14 protein-coding genes are annotated in these 17,839 nt (G+C 71.7%); 8 read left to right on the plus strand and 6 right to left on the minus strand.

What is annotated here, in order from left to right:
* Nucleotides 1-226: 226 nt before the first annotated feature.
* From LBW94_RS04835 to LBW94_RS04850, 4 genes are all read left to right on the plus strand, one after another.
* Nucleotides 227-916 (plus strand): TetR/AcrR family transcriptional regulator, encoded by a 690-nt coding sequence (locus LBW94_RS04835; protein WP_225058668.1) that lies wholly within the window; start codon nucleotides 227-229, stop codon nucleotides 914-916.
* 591 nt (nucleotides 917-1,507) lie between these two features.
* Nucleotides 1,508-2,221, plus strand: coding sequence for an MgtC/SapB family protein (locus LBW94_RS04840; protein WP_225058669.1), 714 nt, complete (start codon nucleotides 1,508-1,510; stop codon nucleotides 2,219-2,221).
* Nucleotides 2,222-2,375: 154 nt separating this feature from the next.
* The gene (locus LBW94_RS04845) at nucleotides 2,376-4,112 is read left to right on the plus strand and encodes an ABC transporter permease (RefSeq protein ID WP_225058670.1); all 1,737 of its coding nucleotides are present in this window, start codon (nucleotides 2,376-2,378) and stop codon (nucleotides 4,110-4,112) included.
* An 18-nt stretch (nucleotides 4,113-4,130) separates the two neighbouring features.
* Nucleotides 4,131-5,462: a nitrate/sulfonate/bicarbonate ABC transporter ATP-binding protein gene (locus tag LBW94_RS04850; protein ID WP_225058671.1), complete on the plus strand. Its 1,332-nt coding sequence runs from the start codon at nucleotides 4,131-4,133 to the stop codon at nucleotides 5,460-5,462.
* A 26-nt stretch (nucleotides 5,463-5,488) separates the two neighbouring features.
* On the opposite strand, the gene LBW94_RS04855 is transcribed toward LBW94_RS04850, so the two are convergent.
* The 5 genes from LBW94_RS04855 to LBW94_RS04875 form a co-directional block, all read right to left on the minus strand.
* Nucleotides 5,489-6,340, minus strand: a complete 852-nt coding sequence (locus LBW94_RS04855; RefSeq protein ID WP_225058672.1) for a hypothetical protein — start codon at nucleotides 6,338-6,340, stop codon at nucleotides 5,489-5,491.
* A 240-nt stretch (nucleotides 6,341-6,580) separates the two neighbouring features.
* Entirely contained in the window at nucleotides 6,581-7,909 is a 1,329-nt protein-coding gene (locus tag LBW94_RS04860; protein ID WP_225058673.1) for a pyridoxal-phosphate dependent enzyme, read from the minus strand.
* A complete protein-coding gene (locus LBW94_RS04865; protein ID WP_225058674.1) occupies nucleotides 7,909-9,375 on the minus strand; it encodes an alanine racemase in 1,467 nt (488 codons plus the stop codon). Before LBW94_RS04865 ends, LBW94_RS04860 begins: the two co-directional genes overlap by 1 nt.
* Nucleotides 9,372-10,739, minus strand: coding sequence for a heavy-metal-associated domain-containing protein (locus LBW94_RS04870; RefSeq protein WP_225058675.1), 1,368 nt, complete (start codon nucleotides 10,737-10,739; stop codon nucleotides 9,372-9,374). Before LBW94_RS04870 ends, LBW94_RS04865 begins: the two co-directional genes overlap by 4 nt.
* Nucleotides 10,736-11,995 (minus strand): aminotransferase class V-fold PLP-dependent enzyme, encoded by a 1,260-nt coding sequence (locus LBW94_RS04875; RefSeq protein WP_225058676.1) that lies wholly within the window; start codon nucleotides 11,993-11,995, stop codon nucleotides 10,736-10,738. The genes LBW94_RS04870 and LBW94_RS04875 overlap by 4 nt, the downstream gene beginning before the upstream one ends.
* A 376-nt stretch (nucleotides 11,996-12,371) precedes the next feature.
* Here LBW94_RS04875 and LBW94_RS04880 point away from each other — a divergent pair, with 376 nt between their 5' ends.
* Nucleotides 12,372-13,484: a hypothetical protein gene (locus LBW94_RS04880; RefSeq protein ID WP_225058677.1), complete on the plus strand. Its 1,113-nt coding sequence runs from the start codon at nucleotides 12,372-12,374 to the stop codon at nucleotides 13,482-13,484.
* Between the two features lie 207 nt (nucleotides 13,485-13,691).
* Here LBW94_RS04880 and LBW94_RS04885 read toward each other — a convergent pair whose 3' ends face one another.
* Nucleotides 13,692-14,180, minus strand: a complete 489-nt coding sequence (locus LBW94_RS04885) for a DUF2599 domain-containing protein (protein WP_266269888.1) — start codon at nucleotides 14,178-14,180, stop codon at nucleotides 13,692-13,694.
* A 229-nt stretch (nucleotides 14,181-14,409) separates the two neighbouring features.
* On the opposite strand from LBW94_RS04885, the gene LBW94_RS04890 reads away from it, so the two are divergent.
* The 3 genes from LBW94_RS04890 to LBW94_RS04900 all read left to right on the plus strand — a co-directional run bounded on the left by LBW94_RS04890 (nucleotide 14,410) and on the right by LBW94_RS04900 (nucleotide 17,708).
* Complete coding sequence (locus LBW94_RS04890; protein ID WP_225058679.1) at nucleotides 14,410-15,498, plus strand: TerD family protein; 1,089 nt, start codon at nucleotides 14,410-14,412, stop codon at nucleotides 15,496-15,498.
* A 234-nt stretch (nucleotides 15,499-15,732) separates the two neighbouring features.
* Nucleotides 15,733-16,176 (plus strand): hypothetical protein, encoded by a 444-nt coding sequence (locus LBW94_RS04895; protein WP_225058680.1) that lies wholly within the window; start codon nucleotides 15,733-15,735, stop codon nucleotides 16,174-16,176.
* Nucleotides 16,177-16,382: 206 nt separating this feature from the next.
* A complete protein-coding gene (locus LBW94_RS04900; RefSeq protein ID WP_225058681.1) occupies nucleotides 16,383-17,708 on the plus strand; it encodes a delta-60 repeat domain-containing protein in 1,326 nt (441 codons plus the stop codon).
* Nucleotides 17,709-17,839: the final 131 nt, after the last annotated feature.

Genomic DNA, 17,839 nt, shown 5'->3' on the forward strand with positions numbered 1-17,839 from the left:
ACTTCCCGGGAAACCACCGCCGCGGAGGCGGCCGCCGACGGCCGGCGCGGCGCCGTCCGGCCCGCCTGCCGAGACGGGGCGGGAAGCCCGGTTCCCGGGGCATTACTGTGGGCTGGTGCACAGCGGTCAGGATCCCACCGGCACCGAGAACACCCTCGGAGCCACTACCGACAGGGCCGGATCAGACGCAGGGAACGACATGAGGACAGGTCTCGGGAACGGGACAGTGGCAGCGCTTCACGACAGGGCCGGGACCGAGCCGGAGGACAGGGCCGAGGCGGAGCCGGAGGACGGCGTCGACGGTGCTGGAGCCGGGACCGGGTCGCGGTTGTGGGGCGGGACCACGCTGGCGGCGCGGCGGCAGGCGCGGCGCGCGGCGCTGCTGGAGGCGGCGCTGGATCTGATCGGGGAGGCCGGGGCCGCGGCGGTCACGATGCGGGCCGTGTGCCGGCGAGCGGGGCTGACCGACCGGTACTTCTACGAGAGCTTCACCGGCCGTGACGATCTGCTCGACACGCTCTATCGGCAGGTCGCCGAGGAATTCCTCGACCCCATGACCGATTTCGCCGCCGGCGAAGACCCCGACCGGGACCGCCGGGTCGCCGCGGCCCTGGTGGACAAGGTGCTCGACGACCCCCGCAAGTCCCGGCTGTTCCTGGTCGAGCCCTATTCGTCGACCGGACTGGGGCAGACGACCATCGCGGTGATGCCCGCCTTCACCCGGTTGCTGCAAGATCACCTGTTCGGTCACATCGCCGACCCGGAACGGCGGCGGCTGGCCGCGGTCACCATGGCCGCCGGGAACGCGGGCATGTTCTCCGCCTGGCTCAACGGATCGCTGAAGGCCACCCGGGCCCAGGTCATCGAACACATCGTGGCCGTGCTGGCCGCATACCGGGCGATGTACCGGGCCTGATCCGGAACACGATGCCGACCCCACCCGGACGTCGAGGCGCCTGTTCGCGCGTGCCGCCGAGCACGGTCTCGATCGGCCGTCGTCGAGCAGCATGATGCCGACGGTGCCGCCGCTCGCCGCGCGAACGGGGGCTGTCCGGCATCGAGCCGAGTGTTCGTCCCGAGCACGGCGCTGACCGGCGCGGACGGGAAGCCTCCGGTCGTCGGCCGGGGCAGGTGCGGCGAGCGCGTGCCCCCCTCGCGCCCAGCGCCGTGGCCGGGCGTCGGCTCGCCGATGGCGCCGGGCGCGGCTGCCGATTCGGTGCGACCCCACCGCCGCAGCAGCGCAGCCGGTGCCGTGACGCAGACGTCGGTCGCCGAGCCCGGACCGGCCCTCGGTGCGGTACCGGCCGGACATCGGCACGGCCGCGGTACCCGGAACCGGTCCGGTTCGCCCGGCATATGTCCGGCGGTGTCCACGAGCCGGAAGTGTCCGAAGGGCCCGTCCATGCCAATTTGCCAACAATTCGCTGTGGGTAGCGGTGACCGGCGCGGCTGTCCCGGCGTCTTCCGGTAGCTTGCGGCGCGGAGGCGGCGAACCCGGAAGGGTGTCATGACGAGTGTGGACATGCTGCTCCGGCTGGCCGCCGGGGTCGGGCTGGGTGTGCTGATCGGTCTGGAGCGGCAGTATCGCGCGCGGATGGCCGGGTTGCGCACCAATGCCCTGGTGTCCACCGGCGCGACCCTGTTCGTCTTGTTGTCGGCGAACGGGTTCCACGGAGGCTCCGCGGATCCGACGCGGGTCGCGGCGCAGATCGTCTCCGGGATCGGGTTCCTCGGAGCGGGTGTGATCATGCGGGAGGGGCTGAGCGTGCGCGGGCTCAACACCGCCGCCACGCTGTGGTGCTCGGCGGCCGTCGGCGCGCTGGCCGGGGCGGGGATGTATCCGACCGCGGTCGCGGGGACGGTGGCGATCGTCGCCGTCAACACCGCGTTGCGCTGGGTGGGCCGGACCGTCGACCGGCATCCGGAGTCCGGTGGTGAGCAACAGGCAAGCTACCTGTTCACCGCGGTCACCGACGACGCGAACGAACCGCACGTGCGGGCGCTGCTGGTACAGGCGTTGTCGCGCACCGACTTCCGGCTGCTGTCGATCGCCAGCCGCAACAGCGGACCCGGACTGGTCGAGGTGCGCGCGGAACTGTCCGGCGACCATCGCGACGACCGCCAGATGGAATCCGCGGTCAGCCGGTTGAGCCTGGAGCCGTCGGTGACCAGCGTGGGCTGGAGCACCCCGGAAATCAGCGGCGCGGAGTCGCGCGAATGAGCGGCGACCGCGGGGTTCCGGAAGCGAACTGCGGCAACGGGACTGCCGCAGTCGGCGGCGGTGGCCCCGGGCTACGGTGGAGCACCGGCCGCAGTCTGCCGATGGTGCACTGCGACACGAGGATTCGGAACATACGCGCAGTGGGGTGGGCGCGGTGACGGCGCTGCGTTCCTATCCCTCGCGCGGGGCGCTGGATCGGCCGCGGTCGCGGGTCGCCGATGTCGTGGTGTTCGCCGGGGCCGCGGTGCTGATCTGGGGGATCGTGCGGATCTCCGGTGGGCTCACGGGGCAGTTCCAGGAGAACGCGCCCGCGGCGGCGGTGCCCACCGATGCCGCGCGACTGCCCTCCTACGCGGCGCGGTCGCTGCTGCGGATGTTCGTGGCGCTGGGGTTGTCGGTGACGTTCGCGCTGGCCTACGCCACCGCGGCGGCGCGGTTGCGGCGGGCGAGCGCGGTATTGCTGCCGGTGCTCGACATCGCGCAGTCGGTGCCGATCCTGGGGTTCCTGTCGGTGACGGTGACCGCGTTCATCGCCTTGTTCCCGGGATCGACGCTGGGCCTGGAATGCGCGTCGATCTTCGCGATCTTCACCTCGCAGGCGTGGAACATGACCTTCGCGTTCCATCACAGCCTGGTGTCGCAGCCGCGGGAGATCGACGAGGCCGCGCGCACTCTGCGGTTGTCGCGGTGGCAGCGGTTCTGGCGGGTGGACGTGCCCAGCGGCATGGTGCCGCTGGTGTGGAATGCGATGATGAGTTTCGGCGGGGGCTGGTTCTTCCTGGTCGCGTCCGAGGCGATCAGCGTGAACAACCACCGGTACACGCTGCCGGGCCTCGGTTCCTATGTCGCGGCGGCCACCGACGACGGCGACACCGGCAAGGTGCTGTCGGCGATCGCAGTGATGATCGCGCTGGTGATCGGCGTGAACGTGGTGTTCTGGCGGCCGCTGACCGCCTTCGCCGAACGTTTCCGGTTCGAGGATTCCGAACCGGCGCAGGCGCCACGCAGCATCACACTGGACCTGTTGCGGCGCTCGCACATTCCCGAACCGGCCGCCCGGGTGCTGGGGCCGCTGGTGTACCCGCTGGACCGGGCGACGCGGGTGTTCGGGCTGGCCGAGCATCGGCTGCGGGTACCCGCGGCACGCCGCCGCGCCGGTGACGTCGTCTTCGCCGCGGCGCTCGCGGCGGCGATCGGCGTGGGCGGCTACCGGGCCGTCGCCTACGTGCGCGACACCTGCGGATTCGGGGAGGTGGGGCACGCGTTCGGGCTGGGCGCGCTGACCCTGCTGCGGGTGCTGGTCCTGCTGGTCGTGTGCAGCCTCGTCTGGGTGCCGATCGGAGTGTGGATCGGGTTGAACCCCACGGTGTCCCGCTTCGCGCAACCGGTGGTGCAGGTGCTCGCCTCCTTCCCGGCGAACTTCCTGTTCCCGCTGGTGACAGCGGTGCTGGTGGCCACCGGTGCGAGCCTGAACTGGGCGGGCACCGTGCTGATGGCGCTGGGGTCGCAGTGGTACATCCTGTTCAACGTCATCGCCGGCGCCAGCGCGGTGCCCAACGATCTGCGCGAGGCGGCCGCGAATCTGCGGCTGACCCGGTCGCTGTGGTGGCGGCGGCTGATCCTGCCCGCGATCTTCCCCAGCTACGTCACCGGCGCCATCACCGCCGCCGGCGGCGCCTGGAACGCGTCGATCGTCGCCGAGGTGGTCACCTATCACGGCACCACCCTCACCGCGGCCGGACTGGGCGCCTACATCGCCGACGCCACCGCCCACGGGGACTGGGCGCGCCTCCTCGTCGGCGTGGTGGTGATGAGTAGTTACGTCGTCGGCATCAACCGCCTGTGCTGGCGGCGACTGTACGCGCTGGCCCGACGCCGGTATTCGCTGTGATCGAGGACGGGAGAACCCATGACCAGCACCGGCACCGGCGCTGTGCTGCTCGAGGTCGACCGGGTCGGGATGTCGTTCACCGGCGCCGCCGGCGACACCCTGCGCGTGCTCGACGCCATCGACCTGACCCTGCGCGACGGTGAGTTCGTGGCGCTGCTCGGACGGTCCGGCTCGGGCAAGTCGACGTTGCTGCGCACCATCGCCGGACTGATCGCACCCACCTCCGGGCACGTCCGCTACCGCGGCACCGAACTCGACGGCGCCAATCCCGGTGCGGCACTGGTCTTCCAGTCGTTCGCGCTGATGCCGTGGCTGACCGTGCAGGACAACGTCGAACTGGGACTGGTCGCGCGTGGGGTGCCGCCGCGGCAGCGGTCCCGGCAGGCGCTGGCCGCCATCGACCTGATCGGTCTCGACGGTTTCGAGACCGCCTATCCCAAGGAACTGTCCGGCGGGATGCGGCAGCGGGTCGGATTCGCCCGCGCCCTGGTGCTGGAACCGGACCTGCTGCTGATGGACGAGCCGTTCTCCGCGCTGGACGTGCTGACCGCGGAGAACCTGCGCACCGAACTGGTGAACCTCTGGGAGACCGACGATTTCCCCACCAAATGCGTGTGCATCGTGACCCACAACATCGAGGAGGCGGTGCTGCTGGCCGACCGGGTGGTGGTGCTCGGCGCCAACCCCGGCCGCATCATCGCCGATATCGCGGTCCCGATGGACCGCCCGCGCGACCGCCGCGCACCCGGTTTCGAACTGCTGGTCGACCAGATCTACGGCCTGCTCACCGGCCGCGACACCGCCCGCGCCGCACCCGAACCGGACAAGTCCACCCCGACGGCGACCCCGCTGCCCGACGCGTCGGTCGGCGGGCTGGCCGGCCTGGTGGAACTGGTGTACACCTCCGGCGGCCGGGTGGACCTGGCCGATGTCGCCGACGACCTGAACTTCGAGATCGACGATCTGCTGCCTCTGGTCGACGCCGCCGCCCTGCTGGGCTTCCTCACCGTCGATTCCGGCGAGGTCACCCTCACCGACATCGGCGCCCGCTTCACCTCCGCCGACATCCAGGCGTCGAAACAGATCTTCGCCGAACAGGTCCGCCACCGCGCGCCGCTGGTCCGCACCATCTGCCAAGGCCTGCGCGGCAGCACCGACGGCACCCTGCGCGCGAGCTTCTTCCTGGACCTGCTGCGGCGCGGCTTCTCCCGCGAGGACGCCCAGCGGCAACTGGACACCGCCATCGCCTGGGGCCGGTACGCCGAACTGTACGACTACGACGCCGACGACGACGAGATCACCGCCGACGAGGCGGCCGCGGAATTCGCCGACGTCCGCGACGGCTGGTGACGCCTGGGCCACCACGCATCACGGGCTCACCGTTCGACCACCAGAGCGCTGCGGTTCAGCACCACCCAGTGCCGGTCGCCTCCACCGGGGTAGCCGCGGCCGGTGTCGTAGGCGTCGTAGCCGCGCGACGCCGCGAACCGGCCGATATCCTCGTTGATCCACCACTGGTCGTCCAATTCCTGTAGACGGGCGGCGACGCCGGGGGTCTTCCCCATTGCCTCGAGCTGCTCGTACTCATCGCTCATCCGCGACACCCAGTCGGCGTGCTCGCCGGCCAGAGCGTCGTAGTGAGTGATTCGGGCGTCGGGGCGCAGCGCCATCCGGATGACACCGGCCGGATCGCCGTCGGCGTAGCCTTGCGCGACCTCGCGCGCCGTGGTCACATAGGTGCCGTTGCCGGAGGCGATCCCCCAGCTCGCGCGCCCCGGGAAGTAGGGGCCGGACTTGAATTCCTCGGCGAAACGCGGATCGGTGACGCCGCGGAAGAACTCGCGACCTCCGGCTGCGACAACCGAATCCACCCCCTGAGCGTCGGTCAGCAGGGGCGTGCGGTCGTAGCCCTGCAACCGGCAGATCTCACCCAGGGCGGGATCGGTGAGACTCTCCGGATCGCCGCTGATTCTGCTGCGAATATCGGAAACGTCCATGGTGCCGGAAAGATCGCGTCCCGGGACGTAGGTCGACTCCGGTGCCGCCCGGATCGTCTCGGTCCGCCCCGTCGGCGATGCGGTCGGGAATTCGGTGAAATCCCCGGAGGCGTCGGCCAGTTCGCGGGCACCCAGCCCGGTCCTGAGTTCGCCGGTGACCGGCGGAAGCCCGCCGCGGTATTCACCGGTTCTGGCAATGGCGGTGGTGAGACGTTCCCTGAGCGCAGTCATGACGTCCCCGAACGAGCGGATCAACAACACCTGCCGTTTCCGCCCGAAACCGATCCGGATCGACCACCAACTGCATCACTCGACGAGCGGCATCCGGCGAATCCCCCGATGTCGGCCCGCGCTCGTGCTGTCCGAGCACATGATAGAGCCGGACTGTGGCGCACTCGCTGCCGCGCCGGCCTCCCAACCGCGGCAAGGTCCGAGCGGCCCGCGCAACCGCAACGGCCGGGAGCTCACGGCTCACCCGGGCGGCGGCGCCGACTCCAGCGGTTTGCCCGCGTCCCGCCAGGCGACCACCCCACCGGCGAGGCTCGCGGCGTCGAAACCGGCGCGGCGGGCCAGGGCGGCGAACCGGGTGGAGGTATCGCCGACCGGGCACACGAACACCAGCGGCCGCGACCGCGGGAACGGGATACCCTGGGCGAACATGTCGTCCAGTTGATCGTCGCGGATGTTCACCGCCCCCGGGACGTGCCCGATCCGGTACGCCATGGCGCCGCGGGTGTCGACCACGGTGGGCCGGGCCGTGGCGTCCAGGGTCTCCAACTCGTCCGGCGACAGCGCCGGGACCGCGGCCAGCTCCGCGGCGGTGGCCGCCGGCACCCCGGTGGCGGTGCGGCCGAACAGATCCGGGCGGCGTTTGCGCAGATACGACAGGTACGGTTCGAGCCGGTCACAGACGATCAGCACCGCCACCACCGGCGCCCCGGTGCGCGCGGCCGTCTCCTCGGCCAGCACCTCCAGCGCGGCGGCATACGCGGCGCCGCTGGTCGGCCCGGCCAGCACACCGTGCCCGGTGGCCAATTCCACGGTCGCCTCGACCGCGCGCACCGCGGTCACCGGCACGATCCGGTCGTAGAAATCCGGCTGGAACAGGCCCACATCCCACAACTCGGTCTCCGAGCGGATCCCGGGCACGAAATCCGAACGCTCCGACACCACCGCGATCGTCCGCAGCTCCGGATTGTGTTTGCGCAGATATGTGGCGGTGCCGCGGGTGGAGCCGGTGGTGCCCAGCCCGCCGATGAGATAGTCGGCGCCGCCCGCATCGGCGAGATCCTCGTGGATCTCCCGGCCCGTGCCGTGATAGTGGGCCTCGATGTTCTTCTCGTTGGTGTACTGCGACAGATGGTGATACGCGCCCGGGGAGCGGGCCATCGTCGCCTCGATCACCGAGTACACGTCGTTGGGGGTGGTCGGATCCGGGCATTCCGACAGGCCCGGCAACTCCTCGATCTCGGTGCCGAACAGCTGCAACAACTCCCGCACCTCGGCGACCTTGATCCGGTTGGTGACCGCGCGCAGCCCCACCCCGTGCAGGGCGCCGAGGATGCGCAGCGCCTTGGCGGTGTTGCCGCTGGACGCCTCGATCAGCGTCCGCCCCGCCGCGACGATCCCGTCCAGATCATCGCGCAACATGCCCCACGCGACCCGGTCCTTCACCGAGCCGAACGGGTTGTAGTACTCCAGTTTCGCGTACAACTCGACTCGCGGCAGTCCGTGCACCGCCGGATCCAGCCGCAGCAGCGGGGTGTTGCCGATCAGGTCGGTGACGTGGTCGTAGCGCATCACAGCCTCCCGCCGGGCAGGGCGCGGTCGGCCTCGGCCATCCCGGCGGCCGGCTCGTAGTCGAGGTCGCGGCACACCCGGTAGCCGCCGTCGTGGTGGATCACCGCCAGCTTCGGTGGCAGTGGATGCATCGATGCCGACGCTGCCGACAGATCCATGTGGTAGGCGGCGGTATTGGGGAACACCACCAGATCCCCGGGACACGGGCAGTACGGCAGCCACACCTTGTGCGCGGTGATCAGATCGCGTTCCAGGCACAACCGGCCCGCGAAGAACACCCCGACCGGGTCGCCGCCGGACGCGGGCGCACCGGGACCGGGCAGCAGCAGCGGATCGACCATCACCTCCTGATCGGCCGGGGTGACCGTGTCGCGGGACAGGTCGACATGCACCAGCACACTGCCGTCGGCGGCGCGCTTGACGAATTCGACCCGGGCCACGGTGATCCCGGCGTGATCGACCAGCGCCTTCCCCGGCTCCAGCCACACATCCAGCAGATTCTCGGCGACCACCTGTGCGACGGTGCGGCTGCCGTGCGCGTCCAGCGGCGCGGCCAGCAGATCGGCGAGCATGCCGGTGGCCGGCACGGTGTTGGCGTACTTGTGGAACACCGGCGTGCCGTGCACACCGGTGTCGTCGAGATGGAAACCGAAGGTGTTGCCGCCCCACGCCATCGGCTCACCGCGCCCGCGCAGCGACTCCCGCAACGCCGCGACATACCCGTCGAAAAGGTCGGCGTCGGCGGTGAACACCTGCCGGAACCCGCCGCCGATGTCGAGCACCGACGGCGACAGCTCCCGCGCGTAGGCGCGTTCGACCAGCGCCAGGCATTCCTGCACCGCCGCCACCCGCTCCCCGAGCTCCCCGGAGTCCAGGTGGAAGGCGAAGCCGCGGAACGCGATCCACGCCCGCTGCTCGGCCAGCAGCGTCAGCGCCGCCTCCACCTCGGCCAGCGGCACCCCGAACCGGCTCACCGCCGCCGCCGGGAATCCGGACACCCGCAACAGCACCGGCACCCGGGTGTGCCCGCGCGCCAGCTCGGCGATGCGATGCAGTTCCCACAGATTGTCGACGTTGACGGTGACCCCGCTGCCGACCAGCTGCCGCAGGAACGTCTCCCCCTTGGGGCCGGTCACCTCGATACGGTCGGCGGTGAATCCGGCGCCGACGGCGGCGGCCAGCTCCTGCGGGGAGGCGGCGTCGACGGCGATCCCGGCGTGCTCGGCGCGGCGCAGCAACGCTCGCGAGCGATTGGCCTTGTGCGCGTAGCAGATCCGATAGCGGCGCAGCTGCGCGTCGAGCACACCCTGTAACCGTTGCAGATTGTCGGCGAACACCTGCGGGAACAGCAGATGCGCCGGCGACCCGAACCGGTGCACCGCCGCCGCGGCCGCGCCCGGGGTGTCGAGGAAGCCGCGCACCAGCGGATGGAGCTTCGCCGGCAGCGCGGGTGGCCGCGGGCTCATCGCGTGGTTTCCGGCAGCCGCGTGTGCACGGCGGCGGTGGGCGGCAGCGTGGCGGCGGTGCCACGCCGCGGCGCCGGCGGCAGCACCGTCGGGTTGTACCCGCTGTCGCGCAACGCCTCGAAGGCCCGATGCCGGTTGCGGGGACTGCGGAACTCGGCCACCACCCGCTTACCGATCAGGTCGATCTCGCCGACGGTGATCCGCATCGACTCCAGCACCCCGCCGATGGTGCGCACACAGTGCTTGCAGTTCATGTCCGGCACATAGAACACATGGTCGTCGGCGGTCAGCGCACCGCCGTCGGAATCGTCGCCGCCGGGGCTGCCGGCCACCGTGAGCGTCCCGGTGATCGCGGCGAACACCGCCACGAACCGGTCCACCACCACCGGCAACAGCGTGTAATGACCGCCGTCGCCCTGATGCGGCATCGCGGCCAGGCAGGCCGGGCGGCTGCCCGGCGCCAGCATCGCGTACTGCCGGGAGATCAGATCCAGCTCGTCGTGGTACTTCTCGATCGCCGCCGCCACCGGCAGGCCCTCGGCGGTGGTGGCGCGACGCATCACCGCGTGCGCGTCGGCGATGGTGGCGTCCTTCATCGCGCGCAGCGTCGCGATGGTCTCGGTGGTGTAGCGGACGGTGCCGTCGGGCTGCACGGCGAAGGCGACCGGGATCATGCCCCGCCGGTAACTCGACGCCTGCAACTCCCAGTACCAGCGGGTCGCCACCGCCGCGAAGATGCCGGAATCGCGCATACCGCAAGCGAATTCGGCCGGACTGCGATACGGCGTGGAACCGGACAGCAGCGCGTGCTGGGCCAGTGCGCGGCCGGTGGCCTCGATCCCGACCCGGAAGATGTCGTTCGGGTCGCCGTCGGTGGTGGTGCCCGCCAGCACCGCGCGGTCCCCGGCGCCGAGCGCGGCGATCCGGTCCTGCAACGCCGTGTCCTCGGCCAGCGAATGCCACAGCGCCAGCACGGTTTCCCGCATCGCGATCGGCACGATCGGGCCCAGCCCGCCCGCCCGGACATGACCGGTGTTGGGAATGCCGTCGCTGTCGGTCCAGGTGATGCGATGGGTCGCGCCGGTCACCTGATCCGGGCGGCACGGGCGCATGTACCGCTCCAGATACAGCCGCTGCGACAACGTGAGATGACTGTTGGGCTCGGTCCGCATCGCGGTGGCGGTGTAGGTGATCGGGGCCGCCGCGGTCGCGCGCGCGGTGTCCAGCAGGCCGGGCCGCGCGCGGGCCGAGGATCCGGCGGTGGTGGCCGAGGTGGTCGGACCGAGCAGTCCGGGCCGGGCGAGGTCGGCCAGGATCCGGGAGGCCGCGCGCCGATCGTACGGCGGCATCGGGTCGGAACTCATCGGACCTCCCTGGTCGGCGCCAGCTCGGCGGCGAGCGCGGCCACGCACCCGACGAACCGGTCGATGTCCTCGGCGCTGGTGTAGACGTGTGTGCTGACCCGCACCGAATCCTCGTCGGCCGCGTCGCGCGGCGGGACGCAGTGCGTGCCGGTGCGGACCAGGAAACCCAGCTCGGCCAGGACGAAACCCAGGTCGGTGGCGGCGATTCCGGCCAGGGTGAACGACACGATGCCGTAGCCCGCCTCGCAGGGAGCGTGCGCCGGGCCCGGCAGCAACTCCAGCCCGGGCAGCGGGCGCAGGCCCTCGATCAGCTGCCGGGTCAACCGCCGGTTGTGCTCGGCGATGGCTGCGCGGCCGAGGTCGTCGAGCACGTCCAGCGCCGCGCCGAGGGCGAGGATGCCGGGGATGTTGGGGGTGCCGCCCTCCATCCGCTCCGGCATCGCCGCGGGCAGCAGACCCGAATCCGTCACCGCCACACCGGAATTCCCACCCGGCAGGAATGCGGTGAGCTGATCGTGGACGCGACGGCGGCAGTACAGCACGCCGGTGCCGGGCGCCCCGAACATCTTGTGCGCGGCCAGCACCGCGAAATCCGCACCCAGTTCCCCGACGTCGACCGGCAGATGCCCGCCGCTCTGACTACAGTCGAAACACAGCAGGATCCGCGGATCCAGCCGCCCCCGCAATTCCTCCAGCGTGGTCAGCGCACCGAACACGTGATGCAGATGGGTCACCGCGATCAGCCGGGTACGGCCGGTGACCTTCGCCGCGATGTCGGCGGTATCGGCCTCCCCGTACGCGGTGACCCGGTAGGGCACCAGCCGCAGCCGCCGCCCGAACCGGGCCAGCGTCGCCTGCAACTGCCGCCACGGATGCACCGTGGACGCGTGATCGCGCGGACTGTAGAGGATCTCGTCACCGTCGTCGAGCGTCGCCAGCCCCCACGACAGCGCGACCGCGTTGAGCCCCGCGGTGGCCCCGGGGGTGAACACGATCTCGTCGGGAGCCGCGCCCAGGAACCCCGCGGTGCGCTCCCGCACCCGATCCAGCTCCCGCGTCCACCCCGTCGCCCACGGATAGGTACCCCGCCCGGCATTGGCGGTGCGCGACCGGTGATACAGGTCGAATGCCTCGATCACCGGCACCGGCTTCTGTGTGGTGGCGGCGCTGTCGAGATACACCTCGGTGGCCTCGGCCAGGGCCGGGAACAACGCGCGCAACGCCTCCGGGCGCACCGGACCACGCCTGGTCGCCACCGCCCGCGGATCGGTCGCCGCCGACGCGAAATCGGGCCGTACCGATGGGGGACATGGTGCAGGTGACCGCATCGCGACGCTCCCTCCGGGTCGTACGCTCGGACACCGACTCCGCGGCGGTGCCGCTCATGAGGTAACGATACGCACTTTTGCGGGGTGGTTGGAAGCTTCTCGCGGGCAACGGGTTTCAACATCGGCGTGTCGAAAGCCGGAGCTTCCGGCCAGGTCGCGGCGCGACACTCGCGGAAATCGGCAATGCGGGGCGGAAACCCGCTGTGAGAGCGCCGATTCGAGGTCTCCGCGGTGGCGCGGATGCGTCGCGAGCAGATGCCGCACGGGGGTGCGGGCCGCGCCCGCAATCGGTACGGTGTCGCCGATGAACAGTTCCCGCCGCCCGGCCGCGGCCGGTGCGGCGGCCCCGCCCGGCCCGCACACCGGCACCGCCGCCGACGCGGTCACCGCCGTGGTGTCGGCGATCCTGATCACCGGGCTGGCCGGTTGGGCCCGGCCGCAACCGCCACCGGGTCCGTGGCAGCCGGTCGCGGGCCCCTGGGGCATCCCGTGGCACACCGTGCTCGGCGCCGGCTACCTGCTCACCGCGCTGTGGCTGCTGGGCCTGGCCGTCGCCCGGCGGCGCGCCGGCGCCGCGGTGATCCCGGCCGGTTACCGCGGCGCCCTGGCGGCGCTGCCGGTGATCCCGGTGTGCCTGGCCGCGGATGTGCTGTGGCGGAGCCGATTCGGGACCGACACCGGTCTGGCCGCCCTGTTCGAACCAGGGCACGTGGGGCTGGCGACCGCCCTGTTCGTGATCGCCTCGGCGTCCGTGCGCGCCGCGGCCGCGCGCACGCTGCCCGGGCAGCCGGTGCCGCTGCGGCAGCTGTGGCCGGCGCTGCTGTCGACCGGCACGGTCACCGCCCTGGTTCTGCTGTGTCTCGGATACGCCAACGCGATCACCTATCCCGCGGCCACCATCGTGGACCTGCTGTCCCAGCCGGACGGGCCCGCGGTGCGCGGCCTGGCGTCGGCGCTGGTGATCAGCGCCGCCGTGCTGCTGATCCCGCTGCTGTACCTGGCCCGGCGCTGGCGGATCCCGTTCGGGGCCGCGACGCTGTCCACCGCGCCCCCGATCGCGGTGTCCGCGGCCGGCACCGGCGGCGGCAACCTGAGTGTGCTGGTGGCGCTGGCGATCGCCGCGGTCGTGGTGGACCTGCTGGCCCTGTGCCTGGACCCCTGCGCCGCCCGCCCCGCCGCCTACCGCGCCTTCGCCACCGGCGCCGCGTTCTTCACCTGGTCGCTGTACATCGGCGTCGCCGCGGCGGCCGCCGGACGGGTACCGGACACACCCGGCATGTGGATCGGCGCACCCGTGGTCACCGCCGCCCTGGCCTGGCTGCTGGCCGCGCTGATGCTGCCCGCCCCCGCCGCCTCGCCCGAACCGGTCACCGGCCCACTGGCTCCCGACGATCCGGACCCCGTCGGCCTGCGCTGATCCAGGGCCGCACCGATCACGATGCCGTCCCCGGCCCCGGCGGCGCCGACCGGCATTCGATTGCCGTGGCCACCACGGAGATAGGGCCGACACGGCCTTTTCGGCGGTGGCGACCCGATCGCGGGCCTCGATCCGGCGGCGCCGCGTCAGCGCCTCGAACGCTCGCCCCCGGCGCGGCCCCCTCGGGGCCGGAGGATGTGCGGCCGCTCAGTTACCGGCCGGATCCGGCCCGCCCGGATTGCAGCTCGCCGCGACGGTGGCCTCGTAGCCGACCGCCGGGCGCCACGGTTCCAGGTTCCAGCTCGGCTTCGACGGGGCCGCCAGGCGCGCCCACTGCCAATGGCATGTGAACTGGTCGTACATGCCGGGGGTGTCGGCGTCGGGGGCCATCGTCAGCACCTCGCCCCACGCCCGGTCCAGAGCCGTGGGCACCCAGTCGGTGCGGCCGGCGGCGGTCGGGTAGACGTGCAGGCGGCTGCCGTCGGGGTCCTGTGTCCACTCGGTGTGATCGATCAGCGGCTGGCCGGCGAACCGGTCGCCGGCCGGGCCGCCGGCGATCGGCGCCGCCATCGAAACAGGTTGCGGCGGAACCGGAGCCGGGGAGGTCGCCGCCGGCGCGGGCCCCACCGCCACCGGAGCCGACTCGTCCGCCGCGCCACAGCCGCTCGCCGCGACCGCCACCAGCAGCAATGCCATCGGCCCCCCGGCCCGCCGCGACCCGTGTCTCCCCACCCCGATACCCCTTCCGTCGGATGACCCGGTACCGCGGGGCGCCGGGCGAACCCTGACACGGTACCCGGCGGCCCCGCCGCCGGCGCGCGGCGGTGATCCCGTGGCGGTTCCCGCGGAAGCGCTGTGGCCGCGCGACACCGGGGGCGGATCGTTCCTGCCCGCCATGTCGCCGCGGTCCACGTACAGTGGACAGGTGGCCGCTCAACTGACCAAGGGACAAGTGGACCGGCTGGCCGTCGACGACATCACGGTGTCCGTCCGGCACAGCGAGCCCGTGGACGTGTCGGCGTTACTGCTGAATTCGGGTGGGCGGGTGAACGGCCAGGGGGACCTGGTCTTCTACAACCAGCCCACCGGACCGGGCGTGCGGCTGGCGTCCGGGCAGCCCGGATTGCAGATCGGGCTGCGGGCGCTGCCCGCCGCGGTCGAGCACGTGCGGGTGGTGCTGTCGCTGGCCGACCCGCAGGGGCACTTCGGCGACTACCCGCCGCCGCAGATCCGCATCGAGGACAGCGCGCAGAACCCGGTGTACGAGTACGTCATCGACGGGCTCGGCGCCGAATCCACGGTGATCGCCTTCGATCTGGACCGCGTCGGCGGCGGCTGGCAGGTCCGTACCCAAGGCTACGGCTACCCCGCCGGTTTCGCCGAGATGGTGCGGGCGCACGGCGTGCCGATCGGCGGGCCCGTGGTGGAGTACGGCTATCGCGGCCCGGCGGTGCTGGATCCGGGGCAGCAGGTGTCGCTGGCCGACATCCGCAAGGGCGACCTGGCCCTGGTGAAGATGGCGCTGGGCTGGGACCCGATGCGGGTGCACGGCCCGCGCGGCCTGCGCGATCTGGAGATCGACCTGGACGCGTCGGCGCTGCTGTTCATCGGCCAGAACCTCGTCGATGTGGCCTTCTACCAGCAACTCTCGTCCCGCGACGGATCGGTGCGGCACTCCGGCGACAACCTCACCGGTGAGGGCCGCGGCGACGACGAGACCATCACCGTGGACCTGGCCCGGCTGCCACCGCAGATCAGCAGCGTGGTGTTCGTGGTCAGCTCCTACGCCGGGCACACCTTCGAACGGGTCCGCAACGCCTACTGGCGGATGGTCGACGGCAGCACCAATGCCGAACTGGCCCGCGGCAATCTGCGCGCCGGGGGCTCGCACACCGGGATGGTCGTGGCCAAGGTCGACCGCGACGGCGCCTCCTGGCGGCTGACCGCCATCGGCGCCCCCATCCAGGCCGGCCATCCGGTCGAGGCTGTCCCGCATGTGACACCGTACCTGTGAGCTGCGCGGACGAGTGCTCCGAGGATTGCCCGGCTGGTGCTCGGCGGCTGCCAACTCTACTATGGCCTCTCGCGGGAACATCCCGGGAATTAGGGGCTTGCCTCCCGCGAGCGGTACCTGGATGGTAGCGGTGTGTCCCGCCGACCGCGCTCCCCGCGGTGGGCCGGATCCCGCAGGAGAGTCGACCGTAGGGGCGAGATGACAGCACCGGCCGTGAAATGTCTTGTCTGGGAAGTGGACAACACGTTGTGGGACGGTGTGGTCTGCGATTCCACCAACGGGCTGCTACGGCCGGACGCCTTACGGGCGTTGCGCACCCTGACCCGCCGCGGCATCCTGCACGCGGTCGCCAGCCGCGGTGAATGGTCCTGGACCGCCGACACCCTGCAACGGCACGGACTGCACGCCGCCTTCGGCACCGTCGAGGTCGGCTGGGGCCGGAAATCGGCCGCCATCACCCGCATCGCCACCCACCTGGGCATCCCGCTGGACGCCGTCGGCTACATCGACGCCGAACCGCTGGAACGCAGCGAGGTCGCCCACGCGTTGCCACAGGTGCGCTGCTACGCCGGCCGGCACGTGGACGTCCTCGCCGACCTCCAGGAGTTCCGGGCCCCGATCACCAACGCGCCCCCGCCCACCTCCCCGATGGGCTTCGCCCACATCTCCGCACAGTAACCGCACCCGCACCGCACCCCCGCGACGACGACACACCGCCGCGGGGCGTGTCGACACGCGCCACGACGGCCGGTTCGTGTTCCGGTGCCGCCGCCGCGCGCGCCGTTCGCGGCCGGGTTGCCCGCATGCCGTCATACTGGCCGGGCTTTTCGTGGATTTGCCGAACAATGCTCTACCCCTTCTTCTTCTGAATCGAGGTAGTTCGGATGTTGGGTGCACGACAGGTTCCGGTCCGGGTTCCCCGGTGGCGAGTGGGGATGGGGGTCACCGCGCTGGCGGCGCTGACGGCCTGCTCGCCCGCGCACGCCGCCGCGGCCGGCACACTGGACAACGCTTTCGGCGCGCACGGCAAGGTGTGGTCGTCGGTGGGTACCGACAGCCGCGCCCGCGCCGTCGCGGTACAGCCCGACGGGCGGATCGTCGCCGCGGGCGCCGTGCACGACGCGGTCGAGGGCGACAATTTCGCGGTCGTCCGCTATCTGCCGGACGGTACCGAGGATCCGACCTTCGGTGTCAAGGGCATCGTGTCCACCGATTTCGACGGCAAGTCGGATGTCGCCGCCGCGGTGGTGGTGCAGCCGGACGGCCGGATCGTCGCCGTGGGCACCAGCCACGGCACCGCCACCGGCGACAACATCGCCGTCGCCCGCTACAACTCCGACGGCACGCTGGACCCGAATTTCGGTGACGGCGGCCGGGTCTCGACGGATCTGGGCACACAGGCCGACCACGGCAACGCCGCCGCGTTGCAGCCCGACGGCAAGCTGATCGTCGCCGGCTCCACCCGGGACGTGGCCGGCAGCGACGATTTCGTCCTGATCCGCTACACCACCGACGGGAAACCGGATCCGGGCTTCGGCTCCGCCGGGGTGGTGGCCACCGATTTCGCGGGCAAGGCCGACACCGCGAACGCGGTGGTGGTGCAGCCCGACGGCCGGATCCTCGCCGTCGGCACCAGCCACGGCACCACCACCGGCGACAACATCGCCGTCGCCCGCTACAACCCCGACGGCACTCCCGACCCGAGTTTCGGTGACGGGGGCCGGGTCTCGACGGATCTGGGCACCAAAGCCGACCACGGCAACGCCGTCGCCCTGCAACCCGACGGCCGGATCCTCGTCGCCGGCTCCACCCACGACACGGTGCAGGGCGACAACTTCGTCCTGATCCGCTACACCACCGACGGGAAGCTCGACCCCGGCTTCGGCAAGTCGGGCGTGGTCGCCACCGACTTCGGCGGCGCCGCCGACGTCGCCAACGCCGTCGGCATCGAATCCGGCGGCAAGATCGTGGTCGCCGGCACCAGCCACGGCGCCGACGACAGCGACCGCATCGCGGTGGCCCGCTACACCCGCGACGGCACCCTCGACAACGGTTTCGGCCGCGCCGGGCAGGCCACCACCGAATTCGGCAAGAAGGCCGATCAGGGCCGGGCGATCGCCGTACAGGCCGACGGCCGGATCGTCATCGCCGGTGTCACCCACGACCCGGCCCTGGGCGACAGCTTCGCACTGGTCCGCTACCGGGCCTGAGCCGCGGCGACGCCGCCGAGCAGCCCCGATTCCGGGCATCCGTACCGCCGGTGTGGCAGCGCCGGAGCGAATCGAGAAGCGGCCCAACCCGTACCGCGGGTGGGGCCGCTTCTTCCGTTTCGGCGGCCGGT

Source organism: Nocardia sp. alder85J (assembly GCF_020176955.2).
Taxonomy (GTDB): Bacteria; Actinomycetota; Actinomycetes; order Mycobacteriales; family Mycobacteriaceae; genus Nocardia.

Excerpts from the sequence above, each read along its gene's own strand:
- LBW94_RS04840 (WP_225058669.1), top strand. The coding sequence starts at position 1,508 with ATGACGAGTGTGGACATGCTGCTCCGGCTGGCCGCCGGGGTCGGGCTG.
- LBW94_RS04850 (WP_225058671.1), top strand. The coding sequence starts at position 4,131 with ATGACCAGCACCGGCACCGGCGCTGTGCTGCTCGAGGTCGACCGGGTC.
- LBW94_RS04855 (WP_225058672.1), bottom strand. The coding sequence starts at position 6,340 with ATGACTGCGCTCAGGGAACGTCTCACCACCGCCATTGCCAGAACCGGT.
- LBW94_RS04860 (WP_225058673.1), bottom strand. The coding sequence starts at position 7,909 with ATGCGCTACGACCACGTCACCGACCTGATCGGCAACACCCCGCTGCTG.
- LBW94_RS04865 (WP_225058674.1), bottom strand. The coding sequence starts at position 9,375 with ATGAGCCCGCGGCCACCCGCGCTGCCGGCGAAGCTCCATCCGCTGGTG.
- LBW94_RS04870 (WP_225058675.1), bottom strand. The coding sequence starts at position 10,739 with ATGAGTTCCGACCCGATGCCGCCGTACGATCGGCGCGCGGCCTCCCGG.
- LBW94_RS04880 (WP_225058677.1), top strand. The coding sequence starts at position 12,372 with ATGAACAGTTCCCGCCGCCCGGCCGCGGCCGGTGCGGCGGCCCCGCCC.
- LBW94_RS04885 (WP_266269888.1), bottom strand. The coding sequence starts at position 14,180 with ATGGCATTGCTGCTGGTGGCGGTCGCGGCGAGCGGCTGTGGCGCGGCG.
- LBW94_RS04900 (WP_225058681.1), top strand. The coding sequence starts at position 16,383 with ATGTTGGGTGCACGACAGGTTCCGGTCCGGGTTCCCCGGTGGCGAGTG.